The sequence below is a fragment of the Sandaracinomonas limnophila genome, from assembly GCF_004005965.1.
Classification (GTDB): Bacteria; Bacteroidota; Bacteroidia; order Cytophagales; family Spirosomataceae; genus Sandaracinomonas; species Sandaracinomonas limnophila.
Genome location: NZ_SACY01000004.1, coordinates 174,892 through 187,344 on the forward strand (window position 1 = coordinate 174,892; position 12,453 = coordinate 187,344).

Genomic DNA, 12,453 nt, shown 5'->3' on the forward strand with positions numbered 1-12,453 from the left:
TAAAAAATTGAAATAAGCGTAACCGAAAATGGTTACGCTCATTTAATAGACATGCATCAAAAAAATTATTTATGCTTATGCTCGGCATCCGAAGGCATACAATGATTTTCATTTAAACAATGTATCGCACACGCGACTTGTTGTTTATAATTATTGTGTAGAAGCATAACTGTTTGCCCATCACTATTTTTTACTTCACACATGCCATTATGAGAAGGCTTGCCGATTGTATACTTTTCGGTTTTATCATTAAAATAATACACAAATGAACTACCTTTAGCCAGTTTGCCAAGCTGTTTTCCATTTGAATCGATAATCTCTCCATTACCATTAACTTTCGTAACAACCTTTCCATTATTATCAAGGCTGCCATCTTTTGTTAAATTACCAATTTGTTTATTTTGATAATAAATATGCCCCTTGTAATCAACATAAGGCACTTTAGTTTGTGCTAAGGAACAAAACGAAGTAAATAGCATCAAGGCAATTAATAAATTTTTCATCCTTATATTGTTTAAATAGTTTAACTGAATTATTTGTAATGGAAAGTTCTACTTTAAAAACCATTATCGTATTACTTTATTTTAAGGAAAAATTGTAAAATTTTGGATTTCAAATCCTATCTATCCCATTCCGTTTAATTGTTTTTAATCTTTTAAAGTTTGAGGGTGTAAAACCCGTTTCCTTTTTAAATTGATTGCTTAAATATGCGACACTACTGTAATTAAGTTGGTCGGCAATTTGACTTAATGTCATTTCTTCGTACATCAACAATTCTTTCACTTTTTCTATTTTCTGTTTTATAAAAAAATGCTCAATTGTTATTTGCTCAAAAGAAGAAAAAAGACTACTTAATGAATTGTAATCATGCTTTAGATTTTGAGATAGGTAACTTGAAAGATTGATATGTAGGTCATTGTTTTTCTGATGAATCAAATCAATTATTAGGGTCTTAACCCGTTCAATTAATCGACTATTTTTGTCATCAATTAACTCAAAGCCAAATGAATTTAAAACTGCATTTAATTCATTTTTTAGATATTTTATATTGTCTTCTTCCAACTCCACTTCTCCCAAATTTACCGAAAGAGGGTGTAGCCCAAGCTTCTCCAGCTCAGACTTCACCACTATTTCACAGCGTCGACAAACCATATTTTTAATATATAGCTTCATCATTTAATTGTTTCAACCGTTTTACCGCATCCTAACATTTTAGCTCCATAATATGGATTCTTAACTGAGCTTTCCTTACTTAACCAATTTGCACCCTTTCCTTTATTCGCCATTGGGCAAAATTGATAATATACCGGTTCTACCTGTTTAGTAACCTTTGCTATAGAGTACATGTTTTTAGAGAGACTAATAAAATGGTCCCTTTGATGTCCTGCATCCTTAGTTTCTGAAATATGCTCAGCATCAAATGCTAATTCTTTCATAACCTTTATCCATTCATCATATTCGTTTTTTGCTAATGATTCCTTGTTAATGGAGTTAATAGCTTTTAGCAATGCTTCAGCTTTTAGGGATGCCGTGTTTCCATCGGTTTTAACCAATGCATCTTTTAATTCAAAATAATTGTCAAGAAGGGCTTTGAGTTGTGACACTTCACTTGATTTATCAATTAGCGATGACATCTCCTGATAAACCAATTGCTGAGACCCAACATTGATAAACGAATTAAATTCAGGTAGTCTAACATTTCCTATTTTCGCATAACACGATGTGATAGACAGCAATAATGACATTGCCATCAATAATTTTATTGATTTCATTTTTCAAAAATTTAGATTTTAAAAATACTTTACAATTAAGCAAGGATTGCTTTCGATGGGACATACCTATCCCTACAAAGTATTGAATTATACTATATTGGGAGGAATCCAAATGTAGCCGAAACCCGAAGAACTATAGGTTTCATTGTAATAAGATTTTAATCTATTAATCTCAGAGAATCTGTTTTCTCTATTTAATTCAACCCTATTCTGTAAGGCAAAGGGGCCAATTGAAGTTGGACAACTACATTTTGGATTATTACAGTTTCCGCCACAACTTTTATCTTTACTTTCACTTGTCATTTTATGACTTTCACAACAATTATTTTTCTTACTATTGTTTGATTTATCCTGAATACAACAAGATTTATCCGTTTTTTTTGAATTAGTTCCACATGCATACCCATTTTTAGGTGCCATAAGACACACAAAAAATGAAATCATTAGCAATATGTACACTTTACTTGTCATAAAATTAAAAACACGTAAAAGTACGAATTTGTTTAATTATTCAAAATTATTTTGATTCAATCGTCAAATTATTACGGATTTGGATTTCCTATTAATTAGTAATATTTATGAAAGAAGAGAAGGATTGTGGTATCCGACTCAGATTTACTCAAACTTAATGATAATTTAATTACGGTTTTGACCACACATTGTCATAGAGTTCTTTGCGGGATAAATTGTTAATTTTCATCGTTGGAAGGGGTCATAAACTTCCTCCAATTTACATGAAGATTCAATGAATTAAGACCAAATTAAGAAACGAAAATATATTCCACCTCATCCAACACTCGCTTTTTACTAATTTCAGATAATGACTCGGGGGTAACAATAAAAACTTCCCTATTGGTTATCTCTTCAAAGAAACAAGTAAGTTCTAAGAAATTATCAAGTGTCTTTCTTTCAGGTTGAAAATGAACCAGTAGTTTGATTTCTGTTCCCACTGTAATTTCCCCAATATGCTTCATGTCCAATATACCCAATTGGAGAACCCCAAAGGATTCTATCTTACTATGGTTATCCAATAATTTGTTACGCAAGTCATCCTTGGTAAGTACACCAGCGTGTTTCATTTCTTGATTTGTTTGGGTCGAAATTTACATATTATTCACTAACAAAAACTATCCAATAAAACCAACTCTTGGCACATTCTTGGCACAAATGGAAAATCGTGGGTAAAATCCTTGATGAATTGTGTCCAAAAAACACAAAACCCTCTACTGGGCTCGAACCAAAAAAATCGATGAATAGAAGAAATAGAGATGGATTATAAACAAAAAAAGTCACCATTTCTGATGACTTTTCTGTTTGCTCCCCCTCCTGGGCTTGAACCAGGGACCCCATGATTAACAGTCATGTGCTCTAACCAACTGAGCTAAGGAGGAATTTCTTTCCTTTTGGGAATGCAAAAATAGCGCTTGATTTCTACTTTTGCAATAGTTGGGTGAAAAAAAATTAAAATTGCAGAATCTGTGAATATAAGAATCTGAGAATTTGGGAATTAAAGAATCGGGGAAAGTTTCACCAGTTCTCAGATTCTCCAATTCTTAGATTCTCCTTACATAATTATTTCCCTCCCTTTTTCTTCACCAACTCCCCATCTTTCAATTTCTTGGCAACTGTTGCATAAGGACCAGCAATGATCTCTTGTCCCGCTGATAAACCGGAAATAATTTCAATGTTCTCAAAATCTGAAATACCCGTTTTTACCACAATCTTTTTTGCCTTGCCTTTCTCGCTCACAAATACCACTTCTTTGATGCTCTCTTTGCGCTTCTTCGAATCTTTCTCGTTCTCCTCTTCCTTTTTCTCTTCTCCTGGTCCACCACCTGGTTTCTCGCCACTTGTCTCAGGCTTCTCGTTCATGTCTCGAGTAGTTACTGCCGCCAATGGAACAGAAATAACATTCTCTTTTTTGTCGGTCAAAATCTCCACTGATGCCGTCATTCCGGGCTTTAATGGGTACGATAGTTTGCCTTTGATTAAATCGGCATACGATTCTCTCAATACACGAATCTTCACCTCAAATTCTGTTACCGCATCAGTAGATGAACTAGTGGCCGTTCCTGAACTATTGGCAGAACTAGCAATCTCATAAACCACCCCTTTGAATTTTCGCTCACTTGCCGAAAAAGCATCCACATCTATTATAACCGTATCTCCTAAGCTCACTCGGGTGATATCGTTTTCATTTACGTTTACGCGAACCTCCATTTTGTTCAAATTGGCAATTCGCAACATTTCTGTACCTGCCATTTGGGAGGTTCCTACAACACGCTCACCTAATTCCACGTTTAACTTGGAAACAATTCCACTTTGTGGGGCATAAATAGTTGTTTTGGTCAAGTTAGTTCTTGCTTCTTTTAGAGCTGCTTCTGAACTTTTCACATTAAAATTTGCCGCTTTTACATTTGCCTTGGCCGACTCCAAATCTTGCTTGGCAACATTGTAAGCTGAAGCAAATTGATCAAAATCTGCATCCGAAATTACTTTATCATTGTGTAAACGAACATTCCTGTCATAGTCAACTTTGGCCTTTTGCAAACGGGCTTCAGAAGTGGCTAAACCTGCCTTGCTCTGTTCAAAATTAGCCTTCATAGAGTTTAATTGTGCCTCTGCGCGAGCCAAAAGTGATTCGTAGTTATCTGGACGAATCTTCAATAATTTTTGTCCAGCCACAACTGAATCTCCTTCCACCACATACAAACCTACAATCTCCCCAGAAACATCGGGCGAAAGTTTCACCTCCACTTCCGGTTGAATTTTACCTGAAGCTGATACTTTTTCAATAATGGTATGGGTACCCACTTTTGCAAACTCTACTTCGGTAGGCTCAACTTTGCCAATCCAGCCTGCTTGTTTGGCGACAAACAATCCACCAAATACCAACACCACTACTCCCCCAATAATTAGCCAGGTCTTTTTTGCGTTTCCCTTTGCCATAATTTTTAATTAAAATGTTAAACTTTTTCCTTGATAATAATCCAATATTTTACTTCTAAATACAAAGTCGTATTTGTTTTGCACCATGGTCAATTTGGCTTTGTCTAAATTTGTTTTTTGCAAACTATAATTTACAAAATCAATCGCCCCTGCATTGAATTTACTTTCTGATGCTCTAAATGATTCTTCTAATGCGGCAACTTGTACGGTGCTGGCCTCATATTTTTTGGCAGAATTTTGTTGGTTGACAAAAGCCTGCTCTATGTTTTGTCGCAAGGTTAACCTTGCTTTACTTGCCTCAATTTCTGCATTTACCTTTTGCAAATTTGCCTGAGAAATTCTGGTTTTATTGGCTAGTCGAGAAAAAATTGGAATGTTCAAGTTCAAAGATACGACTTTGTTTTGCGTATTATTTAATTGATCAAAATAACTTGTGGTCAAGGCATTTGATTGATTTGCCGACCAAGAGCCTCCAAAAGAAAGGCTTGGCAATAAACTTGATTTGGCTACTAAAATAGATTTAGCAGCGCCCAACACACGATAATCTGCCGATTTAATCAGCGGTTGAATTTCTAATGCTTTTTGATAAACTTCTGAAACAAAACCTGAATTGCTTGTGGCATTTGGAACAGGAACTTGAATTCGCTCCAACTGAACTTGAGTAATTTGAGTATCGTTTAACAATTGAATTAGAGACAATTTATTGATGTCGAGAGTGCTTTGAAAACTCACTACATTCGACTCTTCATTGGCCAATTGTGCTTTTAAATCCAATAAACTAGTTAAAGCCAAAGAACCGGCGCTAACCATTTTTTGAGTTTTATCAATTTGTAATTTGGTGATTTCAGTTTGGGTTTTGGCTATGCTCAATTGGTCTTCGGCATTCAAAATATTTAAATAGGCTAAGACCACTTGCAATGAAATATTTTCCTTGATGGCTTGCAAATCTTCTGCGCTTGCCTTTAGAGAAAATTCATTTTGAGCAATGGTGTTTTTCAATTGTCCGCCATTAAAAATGGTAACGTTAGCATTTAAACCAACGTTGTTATAATCAATATTTCTTGGATCATAGGTATTGGTAAAAGGGTTTAAGGAACGACCATAACTGGAAGCTTGTCCCAGAGTGGCATTCATACCAGGTAATTGATTATTTTTTGCTTGTTGCAAAGCTAATTGAGCATTCGAAAAATTAACTTCTGAAGATTTTACGTTCAAATTATTTTGTATGGCAATTTCTACTGCACGGGAAAGTCCCAATTTTACAAGTGCACCTTGACTTTGCACAGCGGTTTGTGCAAGGCATGCAAAAGAAAAAATAAATACGTTTACTAATATCAGAAAAAAGGTTCTCATAGCGGTGAATACATTTTGAGCAACAAGTTTACAAATTTCCTTTAAATCTACGCCTTATTTTTGGATTAATGGCGAGTAGTGGGGATGGGTGGCCGACATGCGGTGAGAAAGAATTACAATTGAATGGTAACAATGTCTTTGGTAATTGCGCTTGCGTAGGCTTTTAAATTACCGAAAGGGGTATTGGAGTTACAAGGTGCTATTTGACCAGTTTCCATTCCATAGGAATTGCCATGATTCGCACAGGTAAATTTATTGTTAGCATAAGACCATCGATTCCTAGTTCCTTGATGTGGACAACAATTATCTAAACAAATAATTTGTGTTTCTGACTTTCGAAGAAGCAAAATTCCATTCGTTTCATCATTGACAAAATTGCCAACATTTTTTAAGGTAGCATAAAAGGCGTTTTGGAGGTTGATGTAAACAATTTTACCCTCTACAAAAAACCCATTATCCTTCGTTTTTGTAATTAAATTATCGTAAACTGGGTCACTTGTAGGAACCACCTCCTCGGCAGGTTTGGAACAAGCCGAAAGGAATTCGGATGTCAAAATTAGTCCAATTGCAGAAGCTGGGCATATTTTTTTGATAAATTGTTTTCTATCCATCATCTCCGAAATTTACATATTGATACACATATTTACCTAATATATTCTTAAAAAAATTATATTTTAACTATCTTTATTGTTAACAAATTCTAAAACTATTCAGACCAATAAGTTCATCAAGGAGCCAGATTTAGTCGCAGACTTCAAAAAAGAAAATATAGATTTTTCTAAAATTGAAAAAGCTAGATTGTCTCGGGAAGTTATTCCTGAGGGATTAGAGCCCTATACCGGCACATTTGGATTGGCCCAAAAAAAGCATTTGTTAAATAGAAGTCTGATTGCACTTTCTTCTAAACACATGCAAGAGTTAGACAAGCTTACGCTAAAACAAGCCATAGATCTTATTTTTACTGAAGAGGCCTTCCCTCCATTACCCGTCAATGATTATGATTATGAAATAACCAAAGAGGAAACGGAAAAACAGGGGCATTTTTATGTGCCTGCCGGACAAGTTTATGTAGAGGCGCCAGAACCCAACGGGTCTCCTTGGCCAAGGCATCAATCATTTGAGGCTTGGATGTATAAATATATGGTGGAACAAAAAACCTCGATTCATTGGAGGCTTTTATTTTTTCTTCATAATTTGGTCCCTGCAGCAAATGGCAGCGTAAAAATGATGTTTCAATATTATGAAACATTGTACAAATACGCATTTAAATCTTACAAAGATTTCATTTATCAAATAACGCTTGACCCTTTGATGCTTGATTATTTAAATCTTCAATCAAGTAATCGATCCCATCCTGATGAAAATTATGCCCGTGAGTTGCAAGAATTATTCACCGTTGGTAAAGGACCCAATTCAAAATACACAGAAAGTGATGTAGTTGAAATGGCTAGGACCTTGGTAGGATGGAGATTTACCTATGAAAGCAAGAATAAACAAGGTAGAATTCAATCAGAATTTAACATGTTTAATCATGACGATCAATTCAAACAGTTTTCAAGTTTTTATGGAAACCGACGATTGGAGGGAATTCAGGGATATGAGGGATATAAAGAATTAGGTCAATTGTTGGACATGATTTTTGCTACGGATGAAAATGGACTTTATATCTGCAGGAGGTTGTATCAGTTTTTTTGTGGTCCATTGATAGATGAAACCACTGAAAAAAATGTGATTCAGCCCATGGCGGAACTTTATCGAAAAAATAATTATAGTTTGATTGTTCCATTGAAAACCCTTTTGGGCAGTGCCCATTTTTTCAATTCGCTCAATTATAATTCAATGATAAAATCGCCGATGGAATTTACTTTGGGATTTTTTAAAGAATTTGAATATACCATTATCAACTATGAATTGGCCACAGATTTACCAACAAAATATACAACTGAAATTTCAAAGGACTTTTACAAGTACCGTAATATAACGTGGAATATGTCGAACATTGGTATCAACTTTACGAATCCCCCCAATGTTGCTGGATGGCCAGCCTATTACCAATATCCGGTTTATGATTTATTTTGGATAAATTCTGATACCCTTGCCAAAAGGGCGAGCTTTGCTTATGGCACTTCTCATTGGGGAATTTATTTAGGTTCGGGCAACACAAAAGGAAATATACACATGAAAATAGACTGGATAGCCTATATTGGCAAATTCAAAAATCCGGAAAATTTTGATTTACTTTTAACTGAAATAGAAGAACGGTTGTTAGGCGCACCGATGAGTGATCAAACCAAAAACAAAGTTAAACAAATGGCTTTAGGTGGTTTTTCTGGAGCATATTACACTGAACTTTACACGGCTTATATCAAAAACCCAATTCAAGACAATCGAAATACACTGGATAATAGGCTTCAAAATTTATTTTCCACAATTTTTCAATTAGCCGAGTTCCAATTATTTTAACATGAATAGAAGAGACTTCATCCATCAATTATCTCATGCTGCTGCCATACCGGCATTAATGTCGGGTATTTCGTGGGATAGTATGGCACAAATGGGGGAGTCTTCGCTGTTGGGGAACACCTTAAGTCAGGGAAATATTTTAATAGTTGTCTTATTAAATGGAGGAAATGATGGATTAAACACAGTGATTCCGCTCAATATGATGTCGCAACTGAACAAAGTGCGGCCCAAGGTTATTATTCCTGAAAATAAATTATTATCATTGGGCAAAAGCGATTTAGCTTTACATCCTTCCTTAACGGGCCTTCAAAGTTTATCTAAAGAAAATAGGTTAAAAATTATTCAATCAGTTGGTTATCCAACTCCTAATTATTCACATTTTAGGGCGATGGATATTTGGCAAAGTGGTGCCACGGCGTCGGAGTTTTTGAGTAGTGGGTGGATTGGCAGGTTTTTGGAATCTAAACATCCAGAATTTCCGCAGGCATATCCGAATGCCAATTACCCGCATCCACTTGCCTTAGAAATAGGTTGGAATTCGGCTCTTATGTTTACTGGCCAGCATTCCTTTACAAGCGTGGTTGCATCTAATCCAGAAAATTTTTATGAAATTATTGGTGATTTAGATGTGAAATATCCAAGCACCCCAATAGGTGAAAAATTGAGTTACTTGCAGCTTATTGCTAAGCAGTCGAACGCATATGGAAAGGTGATGAAAGATTCGTACCAAAACGGTAAAGAGTTTTCATTCCCAAATACCAATTTGGCAAACCAATTTAAAATTATTGCTCGACTCATCTCAGGCGGCCTTAACACTCGAATTTATAAAGTAGAAATTGGCGGATTTGATACCCATTCAAATCAGGTGGATTCATCGGATAGGACCAAAGGGACTCACGCAAATTTAATGACTGAATTGAATGATGCGATAACTACCTTTATGAAATCGATGGATTCCATCAATCAGTCGGATAGAATAGTAGGAATGTGTTTTTCAGAATTTGGGCGAACGATACAATCGAACGACACCTCTGGAACAGACCATGGCGCAATTGCTCCTGTTATATTATTTGGCAACCAATTAGATGCCAACGTTGCAGGAACTAATCCTGTTATACCTACAAATTTAAGAGGGCAAGACGAATTGGATTTACAATTTGATTTTAAGCAGGTATATAGCTCATTGATTTCCCAATGGCTTGGCGGAGGCAACGCGGTAAAAACATTGTTTTCAAAAGAATATCCACAAATTTCGATCATTAAAGACGAATTTAGGGATTCGGATGAGGATGGTGTTGGCGATTTGTACGACAAATGTCCGGATACACCTTTTGGTACAATTGTAGACATCACTGGCTGTGAAGTATTTATGCTTCCAAAGGATAATTTTGAATTAAGTGTAGCTTCTTTAACTTGCCAAGGAACCAAAAATGGATCCATTCAAGTAAAAGTAAAGGATAAAAGCTATACTTATAAAATAGAATTGAGAGAGGGAACAAAGGCTCCACAAGTGTTGGAAATAAGTAAAGGAAGTGCTGAAGTAACAATAAAAAATCTTGGAGCAGAAGTGTATAAATTGGCCATTACAATTCCAGACAAACCAAGTTTTCAACAAAATTTTGAATTAAAAATTAGTGAGCCAGATGTATTAAAAGTTAATGCAAGTATTCAAGAGGATAGTAAGTTGTTGCAATTAGCTGTTTCAGGGGCAACAAATTATTTAGTTAGTATCAATGGAATTGAAAAAGAATACAATGCACCGCTGTTGAATTTACCGATAGAGAGTGGATTACAAGATATTCGAGTAAAAACGAATTTGGCTTGTCAGGGAGTTTTCAAAACCCAATTATTCTTATCAGAGACGGTAAATTGTTTTCCAAACCCTACGGCAGACTGGACTAATTTATACATCAATGGGCAAGCAGACGCTATACAAATTAAGGTGTTTGGATTAAACGGGCAACAACTTTTTGAGCAAAGGGAAAATATTCCAAATTCCCGTTTGGTTCCTGTTAATTTAAGTGAATTAGCTACAGGAACTTATTTACTTCAATTACTGAACGAGGAGGTTCAACAAACCATTAAAATTATAAAAATATGAAAAGGCTCTTTTATTTTTTTTGTATTTGGGTATTCTTTTCATGTCAAAAAGATGATTCAGGGGGTACTCCTGTAGTTAATACACCCGTGTTGGCGCCAACGGCTGCTACGCTGAAATCACCGGGCGACAAAACCTTGTGCCTAGCAGGGAATCCGTTAAATTCTACTTACACTGAATTAACTTTAGAGTGGACGGCCACACAAAATACTGAATATTATGATGTAGTAATTACTAATTTATTTACAAATAGTAGTCAAACCAAAAGGAGTTCACAACCCAATTTAACCATCATATTAGAAGCCGGTACGCCGTATAGTTGGATGGTACAGTCGAAATCAAACAAAAGTACTGAAACAGGAAATAGTCCGATTTGGAAATTTTATTTGGCTGGTAATGGTAAAACAAATTTAGCTCCATTCCCTGCCGATAATTTAATCCCTGCCTCAGGAAAATCAGTTGCCTTAATTTCTGACAAAACAACTTTGAGTTGGGTTGGTTCAGATGCAGACTCCAACACCTTGACTTATGAGGTATTTATAGATACAGATAGCAAGAAAGTTTTAAATCACGAAATAAACCCCATTCAAGCACAAGGAAATACAAGTCTAAGTGTTACCCTAAAATCGGGCCAAATTTATTATTGGCAAGTAAAAACAAGTGATGGAGAATTGAGTTCTTTTACTCAAGTGTTTTCATTTAGAACTATTTAATTATTTACTATGGAAAGAAGAGATTTTATTCAAAATTCATTGTTGGCAGGTTTCGCTGCTAACAATTCGACTTCTTTAAGTCTGCCGTCAAAACCAAAATTGGAACCCAAAATAAAATTAAGTGTTTCCAGTTATTCATATTGGCATTTTAAGGGGGATAGATTCCCCATAGAAAAGGTAATAGATGAGGCTGCAGCTTTAGGGTTAGAGGGGATTGATGTCTTGCACCGACAAATGGAGAGTGAAGAAAATTCTTATCTCCAAAAACTAAAAAAACATGCCTTTTTGAATGGCATTGCCTTAACTTGTTTATCTATTCATCAAGGATTTGTGACACCAGATAAGTCGGAACTAAAAAAACATGTAGACCATACAATACATTGTATAGAGTTGGCCTATAAAATGGGCATCCCTTGCTTGCGTTTGAACACTGGCCGATGGAATACCATCAAATCCTTTGATGAATTAATGGCCAATAGAGGTATTGAACCTATTTTACCTGGTTACACGGAAGATGATGGATATAAATGGTGTGTAGAGGGAATTCAGCAATGTTTAGCCAAGGCAGAAGAATGTGGTGTTTTGTTGGCTTTGGAAAACCATTGGGGATTAGGCTCCACACCAGAGGGCATGTTAAGAATTCATGATACTGTAAATTCTCCGTGGTTGGGATTATTGATGGACACGGGTAATTTCCTAGAAAATCCATACGAAAAATTAGAAAAAATTGCTCCTAAGGCAAGTTTTGTACAAGCCAAAACCTATTACGGTGGTGGCGAATGGTACAGCCTAGAATTGGATTATCCGAGAATCATCAACATCCTTAAAAAAGTAAATTACCAAGGCTATGTTTCGATAGAGTTTGAAGGAAAAGAGGATCCAAAATCAGGAGTTAGAAAAAGTGTAGAATTATTGAGAAAGGCCTTAAGTTAGAAATTTCACCCCCATAAAACACAAAACCCCAGCATTGCTGCTAGGGTTGTTGTGGTAGATCCCAGACTCGAACTGGGGACACACGGATTTTCAGTCCGATGCTCTACCAACTGAGCTAATCCACCGTTGGTCCCGTGTCATTCGGGACTGCAAAAATACGAAAAATATTTAT

12 protein-coding genes and 2 tRNA genes are annotated in these 12,453 nt (G+C 35.7%); 4 read left to right on the forward strand and 10 right to left on the reverse strand.

Translation table 11 applies throughout. From position 1 onward, the window contains the following. Positions 1-65: 65 nt before the first annotated feature. The 9 genes from EOJ36_RS09535 to EOJ36_RS09570 form a co-directional block, all read right to left on the reverse strand. Positions 66-503, reverse strand: a complete 438-nt coding sequence (locus tag EOJ36_RS09535) for a hypothetical protein (RefSeq protein ID WP_127804764.1) — start codon at positions 501-503, stop codon at positions 66-68. Between the two features lie 109 nt (positions 504-612). Next, positions 613-1,152: a helix-turn-helix domain-containing protein gene (locus tag EOJ36_RS09540; protein WP_238944459.1), complete on the reverse strand. Its 540-nt coding sequence runs from the start codon at positions 1,150-1,152 to the stop codon at positions 613-615. A 20-nt stretch (positions 1,153-1,172) separates the two neighbouring features. After that, positions 1,173-1,745, reverse strand: coding sequence for a DUF3347 domain-containing protein (locus tag EOJ36_RS09545; protein ID WP_238944460.1), 573 nt, complete (start codon positions 1,743-1,745; stop codon positions 1,173-1,175). 114 nt (positions 1,746-1,859) lie between these two features. Next, a complete protein-coding gene (locus EOJ36_RS11970) occupies positions 1,860-2,192 on the reverse strand; it encodes a hypothetical protein (RefSeq protein WP_164847888.1) in 333 nt (110 codons plus the stop codon). 341 nt (positions 2,193-2,533) lie between these two features. Then, complete coding sequence (locus EOJ36_RS09550; protein WP_127804770.1) at positions 2,534-2,851, reverse strand: nucleotidyltransferase; 318 nt, start codon at positions 2,849-2,851, stop codon at positions 2,534-2,536. Positions 2,852-3,089: 238 nt separating this feature from the next. Then, positions 3,090-3,163: transfer RNA gene (locus EOJ36_RS09555), tRNA-Asn, on the reverse strand. Between the two features lie 181 nt (positions 3,164-3,344). Further along, positions 3,345-4,721 (reverse strand): efflux RND transporter periplasmic adaptor subunit, encoded by a 1,377-nt coding sequence (locus EOJ36_RS09560; protein ID WP_127804772.1) that lies wholly within the window; start codon positions 4,719-4,721, stop codon positions 3,345-3,347. 9 nt (positions 4,722-4,730) lie between these two features. Next, complete coding sequence (locus EOJ36_RS09565; protein ID WP_127804773.1) at positions 4,731-6,074, reverse strand: TolC family protein; 1,344 nt, start codon at positions 6,072-6,074, stop codon at positions 4,731-4,733. Positions 6,075-6,187: 113 nt separating this feature from the next. Continuing rightward, positions 6,188-6,685, reverse strand: a complete 498-nt coding sequence (locus tag EOJ36_RS09570) for a Rieske 2Fe-2S domain-containing protein (protein ID WP_164847889.1) — start codon at positions 6,683-6,685, stop codon at positions 6,188-6,190. Between the two features lie 76 nt (positions 6,686-6,761). On the opposite strand from EOJ36_RS09570, the gene EOJ36_RS09575 reads away from it, so the two are divergent. From EOJ36_RS09575 to EOJ36_RS09590, 4 genes are read left to right on the forward strand one after another with little or no spacing between them, the layout of a single operon-like run. After that, positions 6,762-8,537 (forward strand): DUF1800 family protein, encoded by a 1,776-nt coding sequence (locus tag EOJ36_RS09575; protein WP_127804777.1) that lies wholly within the window; start codon positions 6,762-6,764, stop codon positions 8,535-8,537. 1 nt (position 8,538) lies between these two features. Then, positions 8,539-10,638, forward strand: a complete 2,100-nt coding sequence (locus tag EOJ36_RS09580; protein ID WP_127804779.1) for a DUF1501 domain-containing protein — start codon at positions 8,539-8,541, stop codon at positions 10,636-10,638. Beyond that, positions 10,635-11,348 (forward strand): hypothetical protein, encoded by a 714-nt coding sequence (locus EOJ36_RS09585; protein WP_127804781.1) that lies wholly within the window; start codon positions 10,635-10,637, stop codon positions 11,346-11,348. Before EOJ36_RS09580 ends, EOJ36_RS09585 begins: the two co-directional genes overlap by 4 nt. 9 nt (positions 11,349-11,357) lie before the next feature. Continuing rightward, the gene (locus EOJ36_RS09590) at positions 11,358-12,281 is read left to right on the forward strand and encodes a sugar phosphate isomerase/epimerase family protein (protein ID WP_127804782.1); all 924 of its coding nucleotides are present in this window, start codon (positions 11,358-11,360) and stop codon (positions 12,279-12,281) included. A 52-nt stretch (positions 12,282-12,333) separates the two neighbouring features. Here EOJ36_RS09590 and EOJ36_RS09595 read toward each other — a convergent pair. Beyond that, positions 12,334-12,406 (reverse strand) — tRNA-Phe (locus EOJ36_RS09595). Positions 12,407-12,453 lie beyond the last annotated feature (47 nt).